This window comes from Clostridium sp. (assembly GCF_032576335.1).
Classification (GTDB): domain Bacteria; phylum Bacillota; class Clostridia; order Oscillospirales; family Acutalibacteraceae; genus Faecalispora.
The window spans coordinates 225,823-251,626 of the sequence record NZ_JAWFXC010000004.1 but is presented as its reverse complement, the minus strand read 5'-3'; the positions used below and the strand labels follow the sequence as shown (position 1 = coordinate 251,626).

The window sequence follows — 25,804 nt, the reverse complement described above, 5'->3', positions numbered from 1 at the left end:
CTGCCAAAGCACCGTTTTTTATTTGGCGAGTACTGTTTTTTAAGAATAGGGTTTAGTTGCTTAAAGCGAAATAAACCATTTGCGTATTTTATCATAAAGATAAAATGGGCTTTTAGTAGAAAGAGAACAAGTGAATGCGACTACGATCAACGTTAGCCCATAAATAATAGCAAGCGGAACTTCATAAAATGTTGGATTGGCGATAAACGGAAAAGGGTTAACAAAGGCTTCTCTTTGACAGTTGATATTCCAATACAACCAATACACAATTGAAAAGCCGTATCCTACATACACATTATTAATCAGTGCACTAATTGCCATAGCCATTGCACCGATGAACAGACTTCCTCCCCCAGCATTTAGGATATAAGTAAACAGCGAAATCGGCTCAATCATTATTTCGCCTCTAAACTGCTGCATGATACGAAATGCGCCATTTGCCAGTAAAATATATAGAAGCAAGAGTACCAGTGAAATCAGATATCTTTGAAGAAATATCCGAATAGGTTTTCTGCCGGACAAATATGCGATTTCTTCCGTGCTGCTTCCCTTATCCAAAATAGCAATATCGGAAAACAAGACGATACCTATAAAGGGTAGGTAGATGGTTGATACATTTACAAAATCAAAGTAAGTTGGAACATACATAGCAATTGGTATGATGAAGACAAACACAAGGCATATCAACCATTTGACAGGGGAAAACAGAAGCTTAGCTTGAAGTTTCATATGGTAATCCCCTTTCTCAAATCCGTTTTCATTCGTTTATAAATCTTACAGGACAATGCAAGGAAAGCTGCACCTAATGCAAGACAAACAATACGGTTGAACATGATGTCTTGCATCATATTTTGTGCTCCATCAAGTCGAATAATGGGGCTTATTGCTTTTATCCACTCTCCATTCGATCCAAACACTTTGGGGGTTACGTTTAATATTACAAAAATAATATAAAGAGGGAAAACCGCAGTTACTTTTTTTATCAGCAACATAAGCACCATCAGCAATGCGCTAAAAAAGAAAACCGTAGGGAAAATGCAGGTCATGAAATACGGTGAAAATAATGTATATTCATATGCATATCCCATTGCTACAAACCGTGCGGCACTTATCAAATTGAGTATTAGTCCAAGCCCATATAAATAAAGCATGAGCGGAATAAACGCACCTAAATATCTTAGTATCAGGTATTTGCTTGAATTCAATGGTTGACTATAAACGATTTCAACCATACTGTGACGATAATCCCTTGTAAACAAAAATAAGAATAGAGGGAAAATAATCAGCGATGCAATGATTTGTATATAGGTTACATACTTTTCATATAGCTTAGGACTGTAACTGGCATTGCCCAAGCCGGACAGTATCATTTGGTTGACTTCTTGTACGCTCCCAAATCTTTGCCCAAATTGAGCCTTGCAAGCCAAAAGCCACGGTGATACCGTTTCATTGCCCTGTATTTCTAACAGAACATCATCAAAGTTATGTGTGCCGCTTTCCAGCATTTCAAACACATTATCAAATTCAGCAGCTCTATTCTGCGGGATAGAACCATCCTCAATTCTTTGTTTTAAGAATTGGACAGACTGTGTTCTCAGTTCATTTTCTGTGTTTTTGACAAAGATATAATCCCTTTCGCCACTTTTGTCCAATGCCCGTATATCCTGTTCACTTTTTACCGGCATGTGAAATACTTCTGTGAGCTGTGAAACTGCAAAGATGGTAAAAACTGCGATTATAATTAGAAATGTCACGCTGCACAGCTGTGTTTTGCATTCAAAACCAAGCAATCGAAGACTTTTCATTTTTGCGCCCTCCGTGTAGTAAGGTAGACATATGCTTCCTCAAGGGAGGGACGGTAAAGGGCAGCGTTTGTCAAATCCCTGGATTCGCTTATAGCAATGGCTCTCGTTTTGGAGCCATCTCGCTTGAAGGATATCACTTTATTTTGCTGCTCAAATTCTTGGAACTGAGTAAGTGAATCAAAAACACACTCGTATATTTTGCCGTCTGCCAGATGCAGAAGTTCATCTAATTCACCGGTGAATAATAGATTGCCACCATCCAAGACTGCCAGTTGATTACAGGTGTATTCAATATCCTCTACGATATGGGTCGAAAATAACACGGCATGATTCTCAGCATAAGTGCTAAGCAGCTTTCGGATATTAATTCGTTCTTCAGGGTCAACGCCTGCCGTTGGTTCATCCACAATTAAAATCGGAGGAGAGTGCATGATGGCTTGTGCCAAGCCTACCCTGCGCTTCATGCCTCCCGATAATTGCTTGTACTTCTTTTTGCTGTGACCGGTCAAATTGACTTTTTCCAACGAATCCTGAATCATCGTTTTTTGTGCAGATTTTTCAGTTCCTCGCAGCAGGCACATATACTGCATAATTTCATATACGGTAAAATCTTTATAGAATCCGAATTCCTGTGGGAGATAGCCGATATTGCGCTTGATTTCCTCTTGATTTGCTTTTGTTGCCTCCATTCCGAGTATGGACACCTTTCCATCCGTAGGCGTAAGCAAGGTGGTGAGGATTCTCATAAGGGTTGTTTTACCAGAACCGTTTTTGCCTAACAAACCAAAGATACCGGTATCAATACTCAAGGAAACATGATTGAGTGCGGCCGCTTTGGGGTTATATTTTTTTGTAAGATCTAAAGTCTGGATGACCATAAATAAAAACCTCCTTATCGTTATAAGGAGATTTTAGAATGCAAATTCCAATTTTTTCTCTACTGTATCTTTCCTTTCTTGAAAAATGCTATAACCTTTCCACCATTATCGGTATTGCTGATTTCCAAGCTACCGTTATGGCGCTCACAGAGTATTTTGCAAATATATAACCCTAATCCGAAATGGTTTGATTTGTCAGAGTTTTCCGTATAGTAGGGTTCTGCAGCATTCGCTAAACTGTCAGCTGAAAACCCTGCACCATCATCAGCCACCGTTATACTGAGCATATCATCCATTTCAGACAAAGTGACTTCTATACTGCTTTTAGAATGATAAGCTGCATTGGATACAAGGTTTTCTATAACCTGCACGAACATTTCACTATCCAATAAAGCTTCCTTTGATTGAACATAAGAATAAAAATGACATTGCTTTCCTGCTTTCTGACAAATCATGCCTACAATCTGTTCTGCGCCATCTGCAAATTTATCTATCTCAATTCTTTGGCAATCAGGTACAATATCCTCCATTCGTTGCAATGTACTCATACTTTCCGCATATCTTTCCAGTCGGTTAATATGCTTAGACATCGTGAGCGCCGTTTCTTTCACAGCTAAGCTATCGTTGGAGAACTGCAGTATTTCGGCATATCCTTTCAAAACCGTAAGCGGAGTGCGCAAATCATGGGCAAAAGCGGCATTGAGGCGTTTGCGTTGTTCCATCTGACGCCACATAAGCAGGTTGTTCTGTTGCAAGGAGAACTTCATTTTTTCAAAGGAGGCACAGAGCCTGCCCATTTCATCAAGACTCTCATAATTAATGTTAAAGTCTAAGTCATTGTTTGCAACACGCTCTGAAGCCATATCCAAAGCATTAAGCGGCTTTTTTAATTTGATGCGATAAAAAACAAACACGGCAGCAAACATACACAGGGAAAAAGAAAGCGGTACCGTTAAGGTTTCAATCACATTGATCACTTGCAGACTTCTCTTGTCTTGCACTGTATAAAGGGTGTTTTCCTTTCCGATTAAGCCTCCCTCGCCTAAGCGTTCTCCGGCTTCATTCGTCAAATAATATCGTTCTTCTGTTTGAGGATAGCTAGCATAGATTTGTTCTTCTGCCATTTGGCAGCCTTGCGTGATCCCTATGCTGAATGCTAAGGCAACCACCGCAAATAGAGTAATATATAAAACAAGGCTTTTGCGTAGGGATAGGTTTTTAAATCGATCCTTTATTTTTTCCACTTATACCCACACCCCCATACTGTTTCAATATACGGTCTGCAATTAGCAGCAGCTAATTTTGACCGGATGCGCCGTATATGTTCAAAAATCACACTGCTGCCACCCTCGCCGTCATATCCCCACACCCTTTCATAGATGCGCTCTTTATCAAAGACCTGTCCGGCATTTTGAGATAAAAGCTCTATAATATCAAATTCCTTTTTCACAAATGGGATTACCTCGTTATTCCAGTATACACATCTTTCCAAATAATCAATGGTAAAACCCTCATCGAATTTCACTTTTGCTTCAACGACTCGGCGTTTTTCCCTGCGTAGGTGAGCCGCTACTCTTGCCTCTAACTCGATAATAGAAAACGGTTTTAGGATGTAGTCATCGCCGCCCGCTGCAAATCCTTTGACTTTGTCAGCATCTTCAATTCGCGCCGTCAGAAATAAAATAGGGCAGGATACATAATCCCGGACACGTTCGCAGACAGATAATCCATCTAAATTCGGCATATTAATATCAAGCAAAATAATGTCAGGCTGTCGTTCGGATTGCTTAATCGCTTCTACACCATCGGTTGCTGTCAGCACATCATAATTTTTACTTTCAAAAAAACCTTTTAACATGGCCACAATATCGATTTCATCATCTACAATCAAAATTTTTGTTCGCATCATACACCTCCTTGTGGATAATTTATATTAGTTTGTAAATCTCAATCATTTTTCAATTTTGTTTTTAGAGGTTTTAAGGCGGGCATCCAATGGTTTATCCGCATCTTTTGAAATTGCCCATGCACGCCCGAAACGGACAGCTCCAATAATCCTATTTTCTTCGCAGAGCTTTTGTATTCTTCGCTTGGAAATTTCCCATTTGTCAGAAGCCTGCTGTACAGATATATAATAAAGCATTTGTATTCCTCCACCATGTTATGGTGATTATAGAATATACGTAACAGCGAATAAAATCAACAATCCCTTTTATTAAATATGTTCGTGGCAACAATCACCATTGGTTCGTTAGCCAATACTGCCGAGGCCAATCTTATCATCCTTGATGGCCTCGAACATAGCCCTGACATATTCCGGATCGCCGGATACTCTTAAAATATTGGTTACATGATTTGGCATTACTTCATTCCTCCCATCGTCATGCCAAAGCCAAAGGATTGGCTTCCTTTCAGCTCATCCTCCGGCTTGATAAAGAAGCGGTCGCTGCTATCCCAAAAGCTAAGACACAGCTCGCCGTTCCATTCTTCTACGGATGGATTAATGCTGTGTACCTTTTGGCTAAGATTTTGGGCACAAAAAAGCGGCTGTGTTTCTCAGTTACGAAGAACACAGCCGCTTCAAAATTGCCCCTTAGGGTATTGGCTTTATTAAATTGTTTGCCGGACTAATTCTGGCCAAAAACAAGAAAAACCCCGCTTTCTTGTTAAAAAGCAGGGTGCATCTATGAAAAACGAGGGTCTTGAATTTTCATTCAAAACCTTCGCAAGGCCACATAAACACTGCCTTTTTTAGTCCTGTATCTATTTTGACCTAATGTTATGGTACGGGTGATACGTGCACTGAATAACCCACAAAACAGTTAAATTGTGCGGTCTGTTACTACTACTTCTGTGATAATATCACGTAGACGAACACCATCAATTAGATATTCTAAGGATTCATCGGCCGTATTGTACCATAGCTCTGTGGCTTGCTGATCTTCAACATATTTTTCGCAAATCAAAATTTGCATCGGGGCTTCCGGAGCACGCCTCAATTTGGGAAAAACACCAAAGACCCGTTCTCCTACACAAAACTCTACTTCACCGCCCCCTTCAATACACCATTTAAAATCGCTGATAGTTTTAAAACGGTTTTCTTCCGGTGTGTTTGCCCCAAGCATATACCGCATACTCATTACTCCTTTTTGAGATTTAAAAATCGGTGGTTCAGCATCCCAATAGTTAATAGGTGGTCCTGGCTTTGGAACCCCCTCAGACCAATCAATTTCATGATCATGTGGATTTGAGTGGCCACTTCCGGGAGCATGTTCCGTCTCATGGCGGACTAAAATGGCATTTCCATTTGAATCATATTTTGCTATTACCCAAAATCCACCTTTCTTTGTCGGAAGAAAAATCCGCTGTATTGTATTTGGTTGTCCTTTAACATACTGGATAAATGCTATATTCAATATTGAATTTATGAGGATGCTCATCATAGCCGTATGTTTTAAATTGTACGGTCTGTTACTTCGACATCTGTGATAATTTCACGTAGACGAACACCATCAATCAGATATTCTAAAGCTTCATCGGGCGAATCACACCACATTTCAGTTTCCTCTTGATTTTCAATAAGAATTTGTGAGATTAAAATTTGTTCTGGTAACTCTGGTGATTTTTTTAGTTTAGGGGAAATTCCATAGGTCTTTCCGCTCCAAACAAACACAACTTCGCCACCTGCACTAATGCACCATTTAAAATCGCTAATTGATTTAAAGCGATCATCTTCCTCACTGTTCATTCTTTTAAATGTATTCATACGATCTACCTTTGTAAAACTTTTAAATTCTGGGATAGTGTCGTCATAATTAATCGGGGGGCTAAGTTTTGGAAATTGGCTAGACCAATCAATACTGTGGTCATGGGGATTCGTGTGATATTTTGAATTTGGTTTGTCTGTATAATGGCGTTCTCTTATAGCTCGGCCATCTTCTCCAATTTTTGTAAGTCTACGATACCCACCTCTAGCGATAGTTTCTTTTATTTCCCCCGGCTTACCTAAAAAGCGCTCTTCATCTAGCTTTTTAGGCTTCCACTTTCCACCAAAAGCACTTCCCATCCCCTTTAATAATATTTCATCTCTAATTACCATTCCACTTTTAATGACAATCTCACTATTTGGAGGCAACGATCTTTCCCCTGTAATATAAGACACATATTTAGACGGTACATAAAGATCATCATTCATATATCGCCATGAACTTAAGTCGTAATCAACGAAAACAATATCCCCTTGCATTTCCGGAAACGGTTCACTGTAACATATATTTTTTTCGGGTTCTACACGACGCAGCAACTCTTTGTATCCTTTTAGAAAAAAGCCCTTCTGATCACTGTGATTATTATGTTCAGATACCATATAGGTAGATACCGCTACTACACTACCTTTAGAAACTCCCTCAAAGCAAAAATCAAATGTATTCTCATCCCCCCAGCTTATTGATAGGATGACGCGAATCCCTTTTGACGCAAAAAAGGCTCCGCACCAGCGATTTCGGAATGTGTTGTAAAGCTGCAGTACGGGCGCCATCTCAACATACATGCTGAAGTCGGGAGAAAGCACAGCGCGATAGCGTTCCAGTTTTTCCATATCCGTATCGGGATTTTTCCAGACACGCTCAAATTTATAATCATATAGGAAGAAGTGAACAATACGGTTGAAGTGCTCTGTATCATTAGTACTGGTTTTATCAAATCCAATGAGAAGCAAATCATTGAAATCGTCCGGCTGAATTTCAAATTTGGGGATAACCGGAATTTGCAATTTTCCTTTCCTTTTGAACTGATTGCGAAGGAAAAGAGGATTCGTGCGATACTTATAATTTTCTTCCGTCATCTTGTTGCCTCCTTTAAAATAGGAAAAACATTCTTTCACTTATCCCGCAAAAACAAGTGAAAGTTTCCCTCAAAAGGGCAACTTTTTAAACTACCGCAGCGTTGGACGCAGTCAATCTAAACACTTAAAATTTGGTAAACAAAAAGCAATATGCAGGTTCGAAACCTCACATATTGCTTTTTTCATTGGTGCGGGCGATCCGTGCTCAGAATGATCCATCAATAGTGCTACTATTTTTTGGGGCGGTTTGACAATAGAAAGTAGGTAATCATTAAAAATAAGAAACTGCTATAATCAAATAGCTAATATACAAAGCAGTCTATGTATATTACCTCACGGAAATAAGGAATCATTAGGGCGTCTCTTGATAGAAACATCCTAACTTATAAACCTCTTTTATACAATCTATTTGCTATTTTGCGAGCAGTCTGCATACAGTATTTCCTCTAAATCGTTCGTTCAATGACTGTCACCTTTGTAATCACATCCCGCAGGCGATCATTACCAAGAGTATATTCAAGTGCGTCATCAGATGTTGAAAAAATAGATTCTTTCTCCGGCTCATTGGTACATGTTATTCGGATTATACCTTCCTCTGACCAAATGCCATATTCCTTTCCATCCCATTCTATTACAACTTCCGCTCCGTAGCGCATGCTCATTTTAAACTCACTGATAGTATGAAAACCATAAACATCGTCTGGATGATACATACTCATACGTCTGGTATCCCCTCTATAAAAAGATTTGAACTCTGGTATTTTATCGTCGGGATAATTGATTGCTTTACCTGGTTGTGGATGCTTATCAGGATTATTCCAATCTATTATGTGGTCATGTGGATTTGAGTGGCCACTTCCGGGAGCATGTTCCGTCTCATGGCGGACTAAAATGGCATTTCCATTTGCATCATATTTTGCTATTACCCAAAATCCGCCTTTCTTTGTTGGAAGGAAAATCCGCTGTATTGTATTTGGTTGTCCCTTAAATACGAGATCCTGCGGCTTGCTTGGATTCGGTTTCCACTCCCCACCAAAGGCACTTCCCATCCCTTTTGATAATACACCATCTCTAATTACCATTCCACTTTTAATTATAATATTGCTATTGGGAGGCAGCGGTTTCTCGCCTATAATATAGGGTAGATACTTGGATGGCACATAAGGATCATCATTCATATATCGCCATGAGCTTAAGTCATAATCGATGAAAACAATATCCCCTTGCATTTCCGGAAACGGTTCACTGTAGCATATAATTTTTTCTGGTTCAATCCGACGTAGCAACTCATTATAGCCTTTTAGGAAAAAGTCCTTTTGATCGCTGCGATTGTTATGTTCAGACACCATATAGGTCGATACGGCTACTATACTGCCTTTAGAAACTCCCTCAAAGCAAAAATCAAATGTATTCTCATCCCCCCAGCTTATTGATGGGATGACGCGAATCCCTTTTGAAGCAAAATAAGCTCCACACCAGCGGTTGCGAAAAGTATTATAAAGCTGCATAACTGAAGCCATTTCTCGATAAACACTGAAATCTGGTGTTAATACAGCTCGATATCTTTTCAGTTTTTCTAGCTCATTATCTGGATTTTTCCATACTCGTTCAAATTTATAGTCATATAGAAAGAAGTGTACCATCCTATTTAAGTGATTATTGTTTTCCAAACTGGTTTTATCAAAACCGATTAGCCTTAGATTAGTAAAGTCATCCTCTGCAAAATGCACTTTAGGAATTACAGGCATTTCCAGCTTTCCCACACCACGAAATTGATTGCGGACTTGTACGGTATTTATAATTTTCTTCTGTCATAAAAGCATCTCCTTAATTAGGATAAAGATTGAAGTCTTTTCTTAATTAAGGAATATAATAGAAGAAACTTGCTCTATTACATGCAAGTTTCTTCTATTATATTATAAAAATGAAAAATAGCGAATGGAACCTACATGCTCTTTTTCCACTTAATATATAAGGATTTTCAATAAAAACAGCATACAGGTTCAGGTAAATGATCCGTACTCAGAATGACTCATCAATAATGCTGCTATTTTTTGGTGAGGGCGAGGATAGAAAAAGTGCAATGATCAAAGCATAGGAAGATAATTAAATTAAATAGCTAATGCACAAAATTATTTGCGCATATTAGTTTATAGATAAAACTTCGTGTAATAAAAATAATGCAAAATTTTATTTAATTAGCTTTAAGTGAGAAATAAAGAGACTATTGCGTATATTGACATCGAGAATTTGGATTAAGAAACATATACAAGCTTTCAATTTTTTGTGTAATGAACACTTCAATTTCATTTATCAGTGCCTCGTAAAAATTAATGTTTGTACGCATTCATAATATTACTATAATTTTCCTAAAATCTCAATAAGTAGTATTAGCAATATTGATAAACCAATTATTACTTGGCTGGACAATAAGCTCAACGGGGAAAAAGGATAGATTATCTATAACCATGGCGAAGAAGGCGCAGCCACAGAAGAATCCCCCTCTGTGGCTACACCTTCTTTTTTTCTATTTGGTTTTCTGATAATAGAATAAACGATACAAAAAGACTCCCGAAACCATTTCGTTTCGAGAGCCTGTTGGTACGGGTGACAAGACTTGAACTTGCACATCGGAGATACCAGAACCTAAATCTGGCGCGTCTGCCAATTCCGCCACACCCGCATATAAACAGCAGAAATATTCCTCTGCTGTTCAGCTAATATATTATAACCAAAGAATGCAATCTTTGCAAGAGAAATTTTCAAACATTTCAAAATTAATTTTGAGCGTATCGATTCACCCGCTTTACAGCGGAAGAATTCCTTGCTCCAACATAGACTGCGCCGCCAGCATCACACCAAGCTTGCCGCTGTGGAAGTTCAGTCCGCCCTGCATCCACACGGCATACGGCTCGCGCAATGGTGCATCAGCAGAAAGCTCGATGGAAGCACCTAACGTAAATGCACCTGCCGCCATAATCACCTTGCAGTCATAGCCGGGCATATCCCACGGCTCCGGTACTACAAAAGAATCCACCGGGGCACCCTTTTGAATCCCCTGGCAAAACGCTACAAGGGCTTTTTGTTCGCGCAGAAGCACCGCCTGAATAATATCTGCTCTCGGTTCATCCCATCTAGGAGTCACATCGTACCCTAGGTTTGAAAAGAGTGCCGATGCAAATGCTGCGGTTTTGAGTGCTTCGCCCGTTACATTGGGAGCATGAAACGCACCCAAAAACAGCTCACGATTATTACCGAGTGTACAACCGATTTCGCGCCCGGTACCAGGCGTTGTCAGGCGGTAGGAGCAGCTTTCCACCAAATCCTTGCGGCCTGCAATATAGCCACCGGTGGGAGCAATTCCGCCGCCGGGATTTTTGATTAAGGAGCCTGCCATCAAATCGGCGCCGTGCTGCGTTGGTTCTTCGGTTTGAACAAATTCGCCATAGCAGTTGTCCACCATCACGATGCAGTCGGGAGCAAAACGCTTCGCTAGCTGAGCCATTCGTTCAATCTCTTCCACAAAGAGTGACGGGCGTAGGCTATACCCGCGGGAACGCTGAATATATACCATTTTAATGCCAGGGTGAATTCTGCGTTCCATTTCTTCGTAGTCCGGTGTGCCATCCTCTTTTAAATCAACCTGTTCATACTTAACGCCAAATTCCTTTAACGAACCGTTACCGTCTCCGGTAATTCCAAGTACACCTCGAAGGGTATCGTAGGGAATACCTGTTACACTCAGCATGGTATCTCCAGGGCGAAGAACACCAAATAAGGCCACCGTTAGTGCATGTGTGCCGCTTACAAAGTTCGCACGCACCAGTGCATCCTCCGCACCCAGAGCATACGCGTATACCTCATCGAGCGTGTCACGCCCACGGTCGCCATAGCCATACCCTGTTGTGCCTACAAAATGGCTTTCGCTGACTCTAGCACGATTAAATGCAGCCAACATTTTCTGCTGATTGTAACCGGTAACCTTATCTATCTCGCGAAAAACAGGCTCAAGCTGCTGCATTGCCAGCTCTGACGCAGCATGTATTTTATCGTCTAGCTGAAAAAAAGGAAAATTCATTAATACTTGCTCCCTTATGTTTGAAATCGATTGGATGCTTAAGCATCCAATTTTAATTTTGCTTTCCCACTTGCAAATGAAAGCATCTTAACACTTTATTTAAAAACAAGCTCCGCCCACCGCCCTGCCCATACAAGCGACAGTGACTGATAAAAGCGGATCGCTCTTTCATTTTCACAAAGAACATAAACTTTTCTGGGCGAGAGTCGGGAAAGAAGTCTCTGTACCATTATACCACCAATCCCGTTGCGTCGTTTTTGTGGGTGGACCGCTACCGCAGTCAAAACCGCATCTGTTTCAGTAATGCTGCCTGCCAATGCACAGGCAATTAGCTCATTCTGTGAAAAAACACCTTGTGTAAGCGATGCTCCATGCCGAACCCGATGTGAAACATCGAGGTAAAAAGGCTCAAACTGCTCCGGTTTTTGTTCGCCGCAATCGCACAAGAGGGAGAAAACATCTCGAACCGGCACTTCGTCGAGTACTCCGGATTGGCTATCCTGTAAAGGCTTTACCGATGATGGTAAGAATAATATTTCACCCGACTGCTCGCATTCCCCGTACAAAGCAAAAGCCGCTCTTTCATCACACAGCAAAGTGCGGCAGCCAACAGCCATCAAAAACTCTTTGAGCTCGTCCGCTTCTGCTGTATCTACCCAGTGAAGAACCGCGGCGCCATCCAGTGAGGATACGGCCGCGGTCACTTGTCCTGATTCATTGGTCTGAATCCAAAAACGTGCAAACGGTAGAGAAAGGCCATAGGCCTTCTGCAAACCGGCAATTTTACAGCCAAACGGATTCCCCGAACAGAATTGCTCAAACAGGGGGATTTCCGCCTCCGACAGCAACCGAATCACGGTGTACCCTCGCCTGCCGCCATGCGTATGGCAAGCTCTCTTACCAAACGTTCGGTGTCGTGGTAATCTTGTTCGGCAATCAGGCTTGCAGGGCCATGCAAATACCGGCACGCAACAGAAACCGCGATGGTTCGTACTCCGCCGCGCGTGGTGTGGATGGCGCCCGCATCGTTCCCGCCAGCAACCGCTTGCTTGGTTTGGCAGGGGATATTCTGTTCATTTGCAATCTGCATTGCCAAATCGAAATAGGGTTTATCATAAATGGTGCGGTGGTCCATAAAGGAGAGCACCGGCCCCTGCCCTACGTGGCACACTTGGCGGTTCGGTTCCACACCGGCAATATCGCCCGCCGTGGTAGTCTCTACCACAAGAGCAGCCTGCGGGTCTACCGTATAAGCTGCCGTCGCTGAACCGCGCAGACCAACCTCTTCCTGCACGCAGAAAACAAAGGTCATATCGTACGGCAGTTCTTCTTTTATCATGTCAATTAAGATGGCACAGCCTGCACGGTCATCCAGTGCACGAGAAATAATCGTTCCGCGGTCACTGTGAAAGCCTGCATCAAAGGTGATGGAATCCCCGGGAAAAACGTATTTCTCCGCTTCCTCTTTATCTTTAGCACCAATGTCAATATACATATCTGATACAGGCACCGATTTCCCACGTTCGTCTCCCTCTAACAGGTGAATCGGCTTTGCACCGATCACACCCGGGATGGTACCGTTAATGAGAACCGGCTTTGCGCACAGAATGCGGCGGTCAATCCCGCCAACCTCTGCGAATTTAATGAGGCCATTCTCACCTATATGAGTAACAATTAAGCCAACCTCATCCATATGGGCGCTGAGCATGAGCCGCACCGCAGGCTTATTTGCACCCTTTTTAAAGGCAATAATGTTGCCTAAGGCATCCTTTTGAAGCGTGGTTGCATAAGAGGAAATCTCTTTGATGATTACATCGGCAACCTTACGCTCTCTGCCTGAAATACCGCAAAGCTCGCAAAGCTGCTTTAACAGTGTTACATCTGCCATGCTTTCCCCTCCTTTACATACGCCGCCAAGAGCTTTGCTGTATTTTCAATATCCTCGGTGTCAATCACTTCTACCGGCGTGTGCATATAGCGCAGGGGAACCGACGCCAAGGCGCACCGTACACCCGAACGTGCCGTACCAATCGAATCTGCATTGGTACCCGTTTTGCCGCCCATGACTTCGTATTGGAACGGAATTTGCTTTTCTTTTGCCAGTCGCACCAGTTCATCGCTCATTTCTTGATCCAGTGTGGGAGAAATACCAATCATCGGCCCAGCACAAAGCTTACCACTTTTTTGCTCCGGTACTCCCGGCTGTCCGGCAAAGCTGACATCCACCGCGACGGACTCCGTCGGCTCGTGTGCAAACGCACCTGTTTTTGCACCTTGACCGCCGACTTCTTCCCGCGTACTCAGTAAAATCGTGACCAAGCAGTCCAACTTCTCATTTGCCAGCAATTCCGCACAGCGAATGAGTGTGCATACACCGGCGCGGTTGTCGAGCCCCGCAGCGGTAAAGCGATTGTTGAGCAATGCGCGTGGCTCTGCTTCCCACAAAATGCGGTCGCCAGGAGCAATCATTTTCTCCGCTTCTTCTTTGGTAAGGCCAACATCTACAAACATTTTATCAACAGGCTCTACCTTTTCTTCACTGCCTTCTACCAAGTGCGGCGGCAGGCAGCACACCACTCCTCGCAGTACTTCACGGCCAAAAACGGTAACCGTAGTACCCGGCAAGGCGCGGCGGTCTACACCGCCACAGGCGGCAAGGCGCAAAAAGCCTTTCTCGGTGATTCCGGCTACCAATAGACCAATTTGATCAATATGCGCATCCAGCAAAATGCGCCGTTTGGCAGTGGGGTCGCCCATTGCGCACACGAGATTACCCAAAGGATCATACGAAATGGTTCCGTATTGTTTTAGCTCCTGCTCCGCCGCTTTTACAGCCGCTCCCTCCGCACCGGACATACCGGGCGCAGAGCAAAGGCAAGACAAAAGCTCCTGCAAATGATTCATGTTTATTCCTCTTTCTTTTGTGTTCCCGGCAGCGCATTTACCAGTTGCTTAAAGTGGTAACCGCGTACCTCAAAGCTTGTGTATTGGTCAAAGCTGGCGCAGGCTGGGGAAAGCGATACAATATCGCCGTTGTCTGCCGCATGATAAGCCGCCTGCACAGCTTCTTCCATTCCGCTTACACGCAGAATTTCCGGCACTCCAGGTTGGTAATTGGGTGCCGCTTTAACGCTTTCCTCTATTTTATCCGCTGTTTGCCCCATTAATATGAGCAGCTTTACTTTTTCTACAATGGCAACGCCAAGCTCTTCAAAGGGAAGATGCTTATCGTAACCGCCTGCCAGCAGAATGATTTTATCATTATATACCGATAGCGTTCCGCTGATGGTACGAGTGGGGCTGGTGCCGATGGAATCGTTGTAATATTTTACACCGCCAAGCTCACGAACTAGCTCCATCCGGTGCTGTACTCCTGAAAATTCTCTTGCAACTTTACGAATGTCCTCCGGCTCAACCTCACCCCATACGGCTGAAATTGCCGCCAGATAGTTCTCTACATTGTGCATGCCAGGCAGCCGTATGTCGGAAGCGGGCATAACCTCGGTATCACCTACCAAAATCATACCATCCTCACGCAGCCAAGCACCGTAAACACTGGCACGACGGTGGCTAAAGAGACGCACCTGTCCGCGTACCGATTCTGCAAAGCCGGCTGCCATCGCATTGTCTGCATTGATGACCGCACGGCTAAACGCATTCTGGTGCCGCACAATGTTCTTTTTGGCATCCACATATTCGGTCATATCCTTATGGATGTCTAAATGATTCGGAGACACATTGGTCACCACCGCAACGTCAGGGCTTTTGCGCATAGAGATGAGTTGAAAGCTCGAAAGCTCTACCACAGCTACATCCTCCGGCTCAACGGAAATAATTTCAGGCAGCAATGGCTTGCCGATATTACCGCCAAGGTGCACCTTTTTACCGGATGCTTCTAACAGCTTTGAAATGATTGTGGTGGTCGTTGTTTTTCCATCACTGCCGGTTACCGCATAAATTTTGCAAGGGCACAGGTCAAAGAACATTTCTATTTCCGAGGTTACGGCACGCCCCTCTTTGCGGGCCTGGTCCAGCTCTGGTAAAAAGAACTTCATACCGGGTGTGCGGAAAATCATGTCCGCATCTAGGTTTTGCAGGTAGTCTTCTCCCAAGCAAAGCTCTGCACCCATTTCTTCCAGCTGCTTTGCCGTATCTCCTAACTGCTCCCTTTGCCTACGGTCACGTGCCTGTACTTTTGCTCCATGCTCTAAAAATATTCGAATCAATGGCATGTTACTGCCACCAATGCCGCAGAAAGCCACTTTTTTCCCTTGTAAGCTTTCAAAAAAGGTCTTTACCCTACTGTCCATTCCCAACGCCCCCGCTTCTTTCACTCGGTTTCTGCTTCAACCACTATTCCGTTCGAAAAAGGCTCCTGATTTAAGGCTGTTAGCAGCCAGAAAAATCAGGAACAAGTGCCTTTTTCAGCAAAACCTCTCTACCATATTATACTAACCAGAATTTTAAATATCAACCGAAATCCAATCTTTCAGCATGTCCGCATAAGATTTAAACGCGGATGGAAGCGAGTATTCCTCCAATAGCTCTCGATTGGTCACCCAGACAAGCTCTCCAACGGGCTGCTGCACATGTACACCAAATGCGGTCATATGCCATTCCCGGTGCGAAAAGATATGCTTTGCCTGCGGCAGAGGGGTTAACTCGCATTCTTTTACCCCCCATTCACAAAGCTGTGCCTTTGCCTGCTCCTCAGTAAGCCGCCCCGTCACGCCGGGGAGCTCCCAAAGCCCTGCCAAAAGCCCTTTGGCGGGTCTTCGACTGAGTGCCACCTGATTTTTTGTGCACAGCAGGAATACCGTTCGTTCTTCTACCACACGGGGCTTTTTCACCGTTTTTATTGGCAGCTCCGCGGCAATTCCCTGCTGGTTTGCCTCACATACACGGTTTAAAGGACAAACAAGGCACTGCGGAGCGCCGTTCGGTAAGCACACCGTGGCTCCCAGCTCCATTAGCGCTTGGTTAAAGTCGCCTACCCGTTTGGGTAGAATGGCCTGCACTGCTCCAGTAATTTCACGTTTTACGACTGTGTTTTTCATATCACGGGAATCTGCAGTAAGACGAGAGATGACCCGCAGAACGTTACCGTCCACCGCAGGTACCAGAATGCCAAATGCAATGGAAGATACTGCTCCCGCGGTATACTCCCCAAAGCCGGGCAGCGACAAAAGCGCATCAAACGAAGCGGGAACGTGCCCGCCATACTGCTCCACCATTACCTGTGCAGCACGCTGTAAATTCCGTACGCGATTGTAATATCCGAGCCCCTCCCACAGCTTTAACAGCTGCTCTTCCGGTGCATTTGCCAAGGCTTCTACCGTAGGCAATGCCGTTAAGAAGCGCTCGTAATATGGCTTTACGGCTTCTACGCGTGTTTGCTGAAGCATGATTTCAGACACCCACACGCGGTAAGGCTCCGGGTTTTCACGCCAAGGCAACACACGGGCAGCTTTATCATACCAAGCCAAAAGCGGTGATACAATTTCTTGTAAATTCAAATTCATAAGGGGCTCCTCTATTAGCCAAAACAAGCCGGCAGAAGCTTTGCTCCGCCGGCTAACACACTTCTATTTATGCCATACTCAAACTGAGCACACAGAGCAAGTCAAACTAGCATGCATGCTCCTGCAACAGTACTCTGACAGTTGGCTTTTCTTACTATTTACCTGCAAAGAGCAACTTATCCCTTACGGAAATAAGGTTTGTCCGATAAAAGCTGGTCGGCAGGCTTTTTCCCCGAATGGTCTCTCGTCATTAGCGGGCGCGGCGGTTCGCCTTTTCTACGCGGGCCAAGCGACGTGCGATATTCCCCTCTTTTTTCCATAGTGGGTGCACTGCGACGCTCCGGTTCGGGCTGGCGTTGCGGCTGTTCTTTGGGTGCTTGGGGAGACACGTCTTTTCGTGCTTCCCGTTTCTCTGCCACCGGCTTCTGCCGAACTGTTTCCGGTTTTGCAGCAGACATTTTCGGTGCACGCTTATCCATTTTAGCGGGGCGAGAATCCTTTTGTAGATGCGGCTTCTTCACACCGGGCTTTTTCTCCGCTTGCTTCGTGGAAGTCACTTCTTTTTCCACTTGAGCCGGACGAGCAGAAGGCTCCTTGCGCTTGCGCGGCTGTTTGGCTTTTGAAGCCTGTTTTGCCTGCCCCTGCTGATTTGGTGCACCGGCTGGTGCAGCCTGCTGCTTGGTTTGTTTCGCACGCTCCTGCCGCTGAGAAGGAACCTGCTTGCGGGGCTTATCACTGTTTTGAGTTTGCTGTGCTCGCTGTGGGCGCCCCGTTTGCTGTTTTGGGGGTGTTAGCGTAAATACCTGCATGGGGTATGCGTGCTCCTCAATGACAGGAACCGGCTTGCCAATTAACTTTTCAATATCTTTTAGGTAAGGCTTTTCATCAATGTTGCAAAACGAAATGGCGATTCCATCGAGCCCGGCACGTCCGGTACGGCCAATACGGTGTACGTACGTTTCGGGAATATTAGGCAAATCGTAATTAATTACATGAGAAAGCTCATCAATATCAATACCGCGGGCGGCGATATCAGTAGCGACCAGTACACGAATTGTGCGGTTTTTAAAGCTGGTAAGCGCAAGCTGGCGGGCAGATTGCGACTTATTCCCATGAATGGCCTGTGCTTGAATCTTCGCGCGTGAAAGCTCACGCACCACACGGTCTGCGCCATGCTTGGTACGGGTAAATACCAAAGCGGAATCTATTTTAGATTGTTTCAATAAATCGATTAACAGATTCGCTTTATTACCCTTATCTACAAAGTACACACACTGCTCAATGGCATCCGCAGTAGAAGATACCGGGGTAACGGCAACCTTTACCGGGTCTACCAGTAAGGAATCCACTAGCTGTGTTATTTCTGGCGGCATTGTCGCTGAGAAAAAAAGCGTTTGCTTTTCCTGCGGCAATTGCTTAATCACACGTTTAACATCGTGAATAAAGCCCATGTCGAGCATACGGTCTGCTTCATCCAGAACAAAAACCTGAACGGCGCTCAAATCAATGAATCCCTGCTGAATTAAATCGTTTAAGCGACCGGGAGTAGCCACTAGAATATCTACTCCGCGTCTTAGGGTATTGACCTGCCCTACCTGCGAAACACCGCCGAAAATCACCTCACTGCGAAGGGGTAAATACCGCCCATATGCACGCAGGCTTTCCCCAATTTGAATCGCCAGCTCACGGGTAGGTGTTAAAATTAACGAGCGTATTGGGCGCGGCTGCCCTTTTGTCTCGGTAGGCTGTGCATTGAGCCTTTGCAGAATCGGCACGGCAAAGGCAGCCGTTTTACCGGTTCCCGTTTGCGCGCAGCCTAATACATCACGCCCCAAAAGCGCGGGAGGAATCGCTTTCTCCTGAATGGGAGACGGTGATTCATACTGTTCCTCCTGCAACGCTTTTAAAATAGGCGCGATTAAATTGAGTTCTTGAAAATTCATATATTACATATTTCCTTCCTAAAAAAGCCGACAGCTTGCCTCAAAAAGGCTTTTGGCTCGGCGTTGGTCTTATATTAGAACACAGAGAAAGCGGCCGACTCCGCTCACACAGTAAGAGGTCTGCCGCTTGAAGGCTATCGGCTGGCTCCGGTAACCATTTTACCAGATAATAGTTTATTATAACGCTCTTTGCCAAGGAAAGCAAGAACCACCACGCCAGCTCTCTCTTCACCATACCCAGTCTTTCTAAATATATGCCCAGAAAAACAGCCGACCGTAAGGCCGGCTGAATATTTTTAAATTATTATTTAGCAACGATAAACTGTTGCTTATAAAAAGGGAATTTGCAAATTGGGGTTGGTGATTTCTTTAATGGGTACTCCATAATACTCCTTGCGATACTGCGCAATGGAGTAAGATAAGTTTGCGGCAATGCGCTTGGTATTGTGCATAATCCAGTCTGCATCACGGGGATTATCGTGAAACGCAGTTTGAACCAAAAGCGCAGGCATCTCGGGGTATGCCATCTCAGTAAGAGTCTGGTTATTGGCAAGCTTAATTCGATCACGTTCCGGATAAATAAAATTATCCTTTACAATTTTAGCCCACAGCCCGCTCATGGGGTGATCCGTTTGGTAATACACAAAACACCCGTTATACTGCCCAACCTCTACCTCTGGGGCCGCATTCGAATGAATGGAAAGGTAAAGCGTGCAGTTGTTTTGTTCTGCCTGCTTTGCCCGAGCTTGCAGCATGGTTCCCCATTCGCTCACAGGCACTTGTGCGCTTGAGGGAGCTATAAGGGTTTCGATTCCATATTCATTTAAATATTGCGCCATCCAGTTTGCGATTTGGCGCATATAGTCTTCTTCTGTTTTACCATCGGGATACATATTATAGTATTGCGGAGAAGGGCTTAGATAAACACGAAATGCCGCCTGCTCTGTTTTTATTTTTGTTCCCTCATACGATTTTGTCTGCAATTCATTTACTGCCGCTTGTGGTTCATAGGCAGCCACATGTGCGCCCGACACACTGAACAGCATTCCCATAGCAAGCAAAAAACCGAATACCCGTTTACGCATTGTTCGTTCCCCCTGTAAAAACGGCACATTTTAACTAGTACTATATCCCATTATATCGGTTGTTTCTCATTTGATAATTCTTAATTAGAATAAAAAGTCTCTAACAAAAGAAAAGCAATTAGTTTACATAACCATATTCATTTTTTATTATAAAAAGCTACGAAACAAATATGCTGTAGTATAGCTAAAAAAACGCGTATAACAAGGCAAGCGTTGATTTTCCTAGATAAATCTTTTATAATCAAAAGAAAACAACGGATTCTCATCCGGTGAAGGAGAGCGCAAATGATCGGAATTATTGGAGCGATGCCCATTGAAGTTGAGGGACTCAAAAACAGGCTGCAAAACCCGCAAACACAGTCTATTGCCGGAATAGAGTTTTGCAAGGGACTTCTGTCGGGCGTAGAGTGTGTCATCGCCCATTGTAACCCCGGCAAGGTTAACGCCGCACTGTGCACGCAGCTCATGATCAACCACTACCAGCCCCGCATTATCATTAACAGCGGAGTCGCAGGCGGAATTGGTGAGAACGTTCACATTGGTGACCTGGTTATCTCTAAAAGTGTTGTACAGCACGATATGGATACTTCCCCTCTTGGAGACAAACGAGGGTACTTGTCTGGATTAGGCGTCATTGAAATTCCTGCAACAGAGAAACTCGTAGAGCTGCTTGCACGTACAGCACCGGAGGTATATAAGGGTGCGGTACATACAGGAGTGATTGCAACGGGTGACCAGTTTATCTGCGACTCTGCAAAGCTGCATGAGCTAGGCAACGAATTTAAGGCTATGGCATGCGAAATGGAAGGCGGCGCAGTGGGACACGTTTGCTATGTAAATGGTGTAGATTTTGTGGTACTGCGCACCATTTCAGACAATGCGGACGATGACGCAAAAATGGATTATTCCACCTTTGCACCCATTGCGGCACAGCGTGGCATCGACTTGGTTTGCCGTGTGTTACCAGAACTAAATTAACATAATTCCGATTTTTCTTGTCTCAGACTCCCGGTTTGGATCCCAAACAGATACGGAGGGTGCGTATGAAGATTTATGACATCTCCCGCGAATTGTTTTCTGCCGATGTATACCCGGGCGACCCCATTCCATGGTACGAACAGGTAAGCCGTATTGATACCGGCGACGACTATAACCTCTCTGCATTTTATACCGGCTCTCACAGCGGTACTCATTTGGATGCACCAAGGCACTTTTTGGAGGACGGAGACACGATAGACCGACTACACCCCAGTAATTTTATAGGCCCCTGCACAGTCATTACCGTAGATGGAATTGTGACAGGAGAGCAAATGGAAGCACTTTTGCCCCGCTGCCAAAAGCGAATATTACTCCACGGCGACGGGCAGGCATACCTTGACCGCAGTGCAGCATTTGTTCTGGCAGACAGCGGCGCTCTATTAATTGGTACGGACGCAATTACAATTGGGAATGAAGATGAGGAGCGCTCCGTTCATTTAGAGCTTTTGGGTGCCAATATCCCCATTTTGGAGGGCGCCGTTTTTGACGGTGTGCCGGATGGTGACTACCTGCTGATTGCCCTGCCGTTAAAGCTTCGTGGGCTAGAGGCCTCCCCCTGCCGTGCGGTATTGATTCAGGGGGAACTTTCAGCCTTATAAACGGTAGTTACTGAAAGAATACTGCACCTGCCATTAAGGCAAGATATTATAGGGACAAAGCTATAACCATGTTTTCCTGGTCTCACTCAATTAGAGTAGTAGCAGCCATGAGCGGCGATAAGGGTATAGAAAGCATCAAAAATTTCATCAAACGAAACTGCGATTTTTGCGATATGATCTTCGAAGAATACAAGGCTAAAAATATTTTAATTGTTACTCACGCTGCAAACGTACGGATTATAAACTATTATTTCAGTGGCAAACCAAAAGATTATGATTTCAGTAGAGGAGTTTCTGAAAACGGCGGATTGCTTACATTTAAAATATAAAACGTAATCGTGGTCCTGAGTTTTAAAATTCAAGACCACGGTTTTTTATTGGTTATTTTTAATTGTGTTTGCTGTTCAACTTACTCTACATATTTTTCGTACATCACGGTATCGGAGAGTGATTTTCTTTCCGTTACATGTCGTTCCGGACTTAGGAACCCCTTTTGGGGATACCCTAGAATTAATAATGCAGTGGGTACTATGTAATCTGGAATTTCAAATTCCTTACGAATAATATTGGGGTCAAACAAACCAACCATAACACTACCTATGTTTAATTCCCTTGCTGCAAGCATCATGTGATCGCAGACAATACCAATATCTAAATCACCGGAACATTTGTGATCAAAGGGGCGTATCAACTCATTTCTAGTATCTCGGCATACAATTAGAACACAACGAGAGCCAAATAAATGATATGCTTTTTCTACCTTAGATAAACGATCTGGGTTTTGAACAACGATAATACGTTGTGGCTGCTGATTGCAAGCCGTAGGTGCAACATGTCCAATCGTTAAAACTCTTTCTAAATCACTTTGGGGAATGACTTTGTCTGTAAATCCACGTGTGGTACAACGTGCTTTTGCTAAATCAAAAAAGCTCATTATATTCCCTCCGTTAAAACACGAATAAAACTTCGTATTTAATAATAGCACTAACAAAACGCTTCGTCAACCTAACACGAATAAAGCTTCGCATTAGGTTGACCTAAAGTAAATACATAAGTTATAATAAGTTGGAGGTGAGGTAAATGAAAGAAGTACGCAAACCAATGCAAAAACGCTCCATAGAAAAAATGAGAAAAATTTCAGAAGCTGGCTTTGAACTATTTTGCGAAAAGGGGTACCACGGAACAAATACAATAGAAATTGCAAAACGTGCTAATGTATCAACCGGTGCACTATACAGCTATTTTCGTGATAAACGAGACATCTACATTGCAGCGTTTGAACAATATCTCACTTCTTTTTCTAATAATTTATTTGACCAATTAAATGATTTCAAACAGCCGTTTGAGCTCTCCATTTTTATAAAGAAATGGATTTCAATTTATATTGAAGTTTATGCTACTTCAAATCAAGCTTTAGCTCAATTAAGAATGGTAATGATAGAAGACAAAAAAATCAATCAATACTTTTGCAATTTTGAAAATGAATATGTTTTTGGAATTGTTGAGATATTAAAAAAGAACCATATTTTCGCTGATGATTTACCCGAAAAGGTATATACTTCTTGTATATTGGTGGACGCATTGTGCCGTGAGAGAAGTTCTTTTCCACACCATAGATTGAATTATGGTGTTTTAGAATCGCAAACGGAAAAGGCAATACACCATCTGTTGTCATCGTAAAATTTATAAGTTGACATTACTACAAATAGCAAAAACCAGCATATCGTCATTTTTAATCGATATGCTGGTTTTCTTATGATTGCCCAAAGTCTAAAAGCATATAACGTAGTCTTTGATAATCTATTTAATAAATTAATACGTGTTTTTAATACTTACGCCTGCATCGCATTTTGCAAAGCAAGCTCATAAGCAGCCTTTGTTTGCTCATCAAAACAGACCATGGTAACCGATTTTACCGCTTTTCCTTTTTTCGAAAAGGCAAGTATCTCTCTTACCGCAATATAAGCAGCAGTATTCAGCGGAAAACGATAAACACCTGTACTAATGGATGGGAATGCCACGGTTTCGCAGCCATTCTCCTCCGCAAGTCGAAGGGAATTTTGATAGCAAGAAGCCAAAAGCCCTTCCTCCCCTGCTCCGCCGCCGCGCCAAATGGGGCCAGGCGTGTGGATGACATACTTTGCCGCAAGCTGGTAGCCTCCGGTCATTTTCGCCTGCCCCGTTTCACAACCACGCAGTCCTCGGCATTCCTCCAATAGCGCGGGGCCTGCCGCTCTGTGAATGGCCCCATCCACTCCACCGCCCCCCAACAGAGAAGTGTTGGCTGCATTTACAATTGCATCCACCTGAAAAGTAGTAATATCTCCCTCAACTATAAAAAAATCCATTGGTTCCTCCCTGGGTACCCATACCCGTAAAACCGGTTTCTGCCATCCCGGTATGCTACTTCACTTTTAAAATTCGCCTTTATCAACAGAATACAATCATTTGCCCTAAAATACAATTAAATAAAGATTAAAAAAACAGCCTCTCACCAGGTGCCTATTCGTCACCGGGTGAGAGGCTGCCATTCATTTTATTGCGTAATCATTCAGAGATTTGGTCGGCAATACTGCGCGCATAGCACTTCATCTTCGCCAAATCGTCTGCCGTTGGGGTGAAATTGGAACGGATTCCTTCCCCTAAGAAGTTATACTTCAAATGCTCCATACGTGAGCGCACCATACCAACTGCTTCGCCGCTCCAGCCAAAGGAGCCAAAAGCCCCGGCGGGTTTGGAACGAACGTTGATTGCATCAATGCTGGAAAGTACATCCCAAATAATCTTTGGCGCATCACGGTTGATTGTGCAAGAGCCTACGAGCAATGCATCCGCATCATTCGCGGCAGTTACCGTTTCCTTAAAAGGAGTGAATACCACATCAATCAGCTTCACATCCAGCTCAGAGTCAGCAGCAAGCTCTTCATAGGCTGCCTCTGCCAGTTGCTTGGTGCAGCCATAAGCAGATGCATACAAAATCGCAATCTTGCGAAGGTCGCGCACTGCAGGCTGGCTCCATTTACGGTAAAGCTCCGTAATCTCCTGAATCCCCTGTACAAGGCAAGGGCCGTGGCTGGTACAAACCATACGAACCGGCAGGTCTTTGATTTTATCAAGACCACTGAGAACATAGGGCTTGAACGGACCAAAAATACATTCGTAGTAATGCCGAACCTGCTCCAGGTATTTTTCCCGGTAATGCATGTTGGTATCTACCATTGTGGGTTCACAAAAGTGTGTTCCAAGAAAATCGCAGGTAAACAGTAAACCGCTCTTTTCGTCCCACGTAAACATGGAATCTGGCCAGTGCAGAAGAGGCGCCACAATAAACTGCAGCGACCTGTCACCCAGATCTAAAGTCTCTCCCGATTTTACAACATGAAAACGGAACTCCTGATTGGCAATCGCTGTAATGTACTTTTTCGCCGCCATTGTAGAATAAATCTCAATATTGGGGTTGAGTGCAATCAGCTTTGCTACGCTTCCGGAATGGTCCGGCTCCGTGTGATTCATAATCAGGTAATCGATTTCGCTTATATCGATAATACTTTGAATATTTTCGAGATATTCTTCAAAGAAATCCGCATGAACGGTCTCAATCAGCACATTTTTCTGGCCGGTAACCAGGTATGCGTTGTAACTGCTCCCGTAGGGAGACTCCATAATAATATCGAACACACGCAAACCAGGATTTAATACCCCAACCGAATAAATGTGGTCCGCCAATTTCTTCGTTGCCATGACTGAAAACATCCTTCCCGCTTACTGGGCGTAAATTTGCCCTTTATTCGGGGCTGAACATATCTTTCGATACCCCGCATTCCGGACAGGTCCAGTCTTCAGGAAGATCTGCAAAGCTAGTTCCGGGAGCGATTCCGTTATCAGGATCCCCAATTGCCGGATCGTATACATAGCCACAAGCATCACATACATATTTTGCCATAACAATTAACACTCCTTTTCGTTTGACAATCTTTTATCACTAAAGAGATAATACCTTTAGTATACTCTAT

General features: G+C 43.8%; 25 protein-coding genes and 1 tRNA gene. 4 read left to right on the top strand and 22 right to left on the bottom strand.

Annotated elements, in window-relative coordinates; translation table 11 throughout:
• Nucleotides 1–60: 60 nt before the first annotated feature.
• The 18 genes from E7L17_RS06400 to E7L17_RS06315 all read right to left on the bottom strand — a co-directional run bounded on the left by E7L17_RS06400 (nucleotide 61) and on the right by E7L17_RS06315 (nucleotide 20,154).
• Entirely contained in the window at nucleotides 61–729 is a 669-nt protein-coding gene (locus E7L17_RS06400) for a hypothetical protein (RefSeq protein ID WP_316322422.1), read from the bottom strand.
• Complete coding sequence (locus tag E7L17_RS06395; protein WP_316322421.1) at nucleotides 726–1,685, bottom strand: hypothetical protein; 960 nt, start codon at nucleotides 1,683–1,685, stop codon at nucleotides 726–728. Before E7L17_RS06395 ends, E7L17_RS06400 begins: the two co-directional genes overlap by 4 nt.
• A gap of 116 nt (nucleotides 1,686–1,801) precedes the next feature.
• Complete coding sequence (locus tag E7L17_RS06390; RefSeq protein ID WP_316322420.1) at nucleotides 1,802–2,683, bottom strand: ABC transporter ATP-binding protein; 882 nt, start codon at nucleotides 2,681–2,683, stop codon at nucleotides 1,802–1,804.
• A gap of 59 nt (nucleotides 2,684–2,742) precedes the next feature.
• Nucleotides 2,743–3,927 carry a HAMP domain-containing sensor histidine kinase gene (locus E7L17_RS06385; RefSeq protein WP_316322419.1) on the bottom strand — a complete coding sequence of 395 codons (1,185 nt, stop codon included), beginning with the start codon at nucleotides 3,925–3,927 and terminating at the stop codon, nucleotides 2,743–2,745.
• A complete protein-coding gene (locus E7L17_RS06380) occupies nucleotides 3,915–4,589 on the bottom strand; it encodes a response regulator transcription factor (RefSeq protein ID WP_316322488.1) in 675 nt (224 codons plus the stop codon). Before E7L17_RS06380 ends, E7L17_RS06385 begins: the two co-directional genes overlap by 13 nt.
• A gap of 45 nt (nucleotides 4,590–4,634) precedes the next feature.
• The gene (locus E7L17_RS06375; protein WP_316322418.1) at nucleotides 4,635–4,826 is read right to left on the bottom strand and encodes a DNA-binding protein; all 192 of its coding nucleotides are present in this window, start codon (nucleotides 4,824–4,826) and stop codon (nucleotides 4,635–4,637) included.
• A 679-nt stretch (nucleotides 4,827–5,505) separates the two neighbouring features.
• Nucleotides 5,506–6,126 (bottom strand): hypothetical protein, encoded by a 621-nt coding sequence (locus E7L17_RS06370; RefSeq protein ID WP_316322417.1) that lies wholly within the window; start codon nucleotides 6,124–6,126, stop codon nucleotides 5,506–5,508.
• A gap of 11 nt (nucleotides 6,127–6,137) precedes the next feature.
• Nucleotides 6,138–7,526, bottom strand: a complete 1,389-nt coding sequence (locus E7L17_RS06365) for a DUF4417 domain-containing protein (protein ID WP_316322416.1) — start codon at nucleotides 7,524–7,526, stop codon at nucleotides 6,138–6,140.
• 446 nt (nucleotides 7,527–7,972) lie between these two features.
• Nucleotides 7,973–9,274, bottom strand: coding sequence for a DUF4417 domain-containing protein (locus E7L17_RS06360; protein ID WP_410470650.1), 1,302 nt, complete (start codon nucleotides 9,272–9,274; stop codon nucleotides 7,973–7,975).
• Nucleotides 9,275–10,125: 851 nt separating this feature from the next.
• Nucleotides 10,126–10,209, bottom strand: a tRNA-Leu gene (locus E7L17_RS06355).
• A gap of 123 nt (nucleotides 10,210–10,332) precedes the next feature.
• Nucleotides 10,333–11,604 (bottom strand): aminotransferase class I/II-fold pyridoxal phosphate-dependent enzyme, encoded by a 1,272-nt coding sequence (locus tag E7L17_RS06350; RefSeq protein ID WP_316322414.1) that lies wholly within the window; start codon nucleotides 11,602–11,604, stop codon nucleotides 10,333–10,335.
• A 95-nt stretch (nucleotides 11,605–11,699) separates the two neighbouring features.
• Entirely contained in the window at nucleotides 11,700–12,461 is a 762-nt protein-coding gene (locus tag E7L17_RS06345) for a GNAT family N-acetyltransferase (RefSeq protein WP_316322413.1), read from the bottom strand.
• Nucleotides 12,458–13,492 carry a M42 family metallopeptidase gene (locus tag E7L17_RS06340; RefSeq protein ID WP_316322412.1) on the bottom strand — a complete coding sequence of 345 codons (1,035 nt, stop codon included), beginning with the start codon at nucleotides 13,490–13,492 and terminating at the stop codon, nucleotides 12,458–12,460. The genes E7L17_RS06345 and E7L17_RS06340 overlap by 4 nt, the downstream gene beginning before the upstream one ends.
• Nucleotides 13,480–14,508 (bottom strand): M42 family metallopeptidase, encoded by a 1,029-nt coding sequence (locus E7L17_RS06335; protein WP_316322411.1) that lies wholly within the window; start codon nucleotides 14,506–14,508, stop codon nucleotides 13,480–13,482. Before E7L17_RS06335 ends, E7L17_RS06340 begins: the two co-directional genes overlap by 13 nt.
• Before the next feature lie 2 nt (nucleotides 14,509–14,510).
• Nucleotides 14,511–15,914: a UDP-N-acetylmuramoyl-L-alanine--D-glutamate ligase gene (gene murD / locus E7L17_RS06330; RefSeq protein WP_316322410.1), complete on the bottom strand. Its 1,404-nt coding sequence runs from the start codon at nucleotides 15,912–15,914 to the stop codon at nucleotides 14,511–14,513.
• 153 nt (nucleotides 15,915–16,067) lie between these two features.
• Nucleotides 16,068–17,126, bottom strand: a complete 1,059-nt coding sequence (gene mutY / locus E7L17_RS06325) for an A/G-specific adenine glycosylase (RefSeq protein ID WP_316322409.1) — start codon at nucleotides 17,124–17,126, stop codon at nucleotides 16,068–16,070.
• Between the two features lie 176 nt (nucleotides 17,127–17,302).
• Nucleotides 17,303–19,069, bottom strand: a complete 1,767-nt coding sequence (locus E7L17_RS06320) for a DEAD/DEAH box helicase (protein ID WP_316322408.1) — start codon at nucleotides 19,067–19,069, stop codon at nucleotides 17,303–17,305.
• 329 nt (nucleotides 19,070–19,398) lie between these two features.
• On the bottom strand, nucleotides 19,399–20,154 hold the full coding sequence (locus tag E7L17_RS06315; RefSeq protein WP_316322407.1) for an N-acetylmuramoyl-L-alanine amidase: 756 nt from the start codon (nucleotides 20,152–20,154) through the stop codon (nucleotides 19,399–19,401).
• A 285-nt stretch (nucleotides 20,155–20,439) separates the two neighbouring features.
• On the opposite strand from E7L17_RS06315, the gene E7L17_RS06310 reads away from it, so the two are divergent.
• From E7L17_RS06310 to E7L17_RS06300, 3 genes are all read left to right on the top strand, one after another.
• Nucleotides 20,440–21,132 (top strand): 5'-methylthioadenosine/adenosylhomocysteine nucleosidase, encoded by a 693-nt coding sequence (locus E7L17_RS06310; RefSeq protein ID WP_316322406.1) that lies wholly within the window; start codon nucleotides 20,440–20,442, stop codon nucleotides 21,130–21,132.
• A gap of 65 nt (nucleotides 21,133–21,197) precedes the next feature.
• The gene (locus E7L17_RS06305; RefSeq protein ID WP_316322405.1) at nucleotides 21,198–21,791 is read left to right on the top strand and encodes a cyclase family protein; all 594 of its coding nucleotides are present in this window, start codon (nucleotides 21,198–21,200) and stop codon (nucleotides 21,789–21,791) included.
• A gap of 107 nt (nucleotides 21,792–21,898) precedes the next feature.
• On the top strand, nucleotides 21,899–22,120 hold the full coding sequence (locus E7L17_RS06300; protein WP_316322404.1) for a histidine phosphatase family protein: 222 nt from the start codon (nucleotides 21,899–21,901) through the stop codon (nucleotides 22,118–22,120).
• A gap of 80 nt (nucleotides 22,121–22,200) precedes the next feature.
• On the opposite strand, the gene E7L17_RS06295 is transcribed toward E7L17_RS06300, so the two are convergent.
• Nucleotides 22,201–22,725 carry a nitroreductase family protein gene (locus E7L17_RS06295; protein WP_316322403.1) on the bottom strand — a complete coding sequence of 175 codons (525 nt, stop codon included), beginning with the start codon at nucleotides 22,723–22,725 and terminating at the stop codon, nucleotides 22,201–22,203.
• A 146-nt stretch (nucleotides 22,726–22,871) separates the two neighbouring features.
• Between E7L17_RS06295 and E7L17_RS06290 the strand changes: the two genes are divergently transcribed.
• Complete coding sequence (locus tag E7L17_RS06290; protein ID WP_316322402.1) at nucleotides 22,872–23,471, top strand: TetR/AcrR family transcriptional regulator; 600 nt, start codon at nucleotides 22,872–22,874, stop codon at nucleotides 23,469–23,471.
• Between the two features lie 152 nt (nucleotides 23,472–23,623).
• Here E7L17_RS06290 and E7L17_RS06285 read toward each other — a convergent pair whose 3' ends face one another.
• The 3 genes from E7L17_RS06285 to rd all read right to left on the bottom strand — a co-directional run bounded on the left by E7L17_RS06285 (nucleotide 23,624) and on the right by rd (nucleotide 25,734).
• Complete coding sequence (locus E7L17_RS06285; RefSeq protein ID WP_316322401.1) at nucleotides 23,624–24,139, bottom strand: O-acetyl-ADP-ribose deacetylase; 516 nt, start codon at nucleotides 24,137–24,139, stop codon at nucleotides 23,624–23,626.
• 199 nt (nucleotides 24,140–24,338) lie between these two features.
• Complete coding sequence (locus E7L17_RS06280; protein ID WP_316322400.1) at nucleotides 24,339–25,532, bottom strand: FprA family A-type flavoprotein; 1,194 nt, start codon at nucleotides 25,530–25,532, stop codon at nucleotides 24,339–24,341.
• A 43-nt stretch (nucleotides 25,533–25,575) separates the two neighbouring features.
• A complete protein-coding gene (gene rd / locus E7L17_RS06275; protein WP_085833891.1) occupies nucleotides 25,576–25,734 on the bottom strand; it encodes a rubredoxin in 159 nt (52 codons plus the stop codon).
• Nucleotides 25,735–25,804 lie beyond the last annotated feature (70 nt).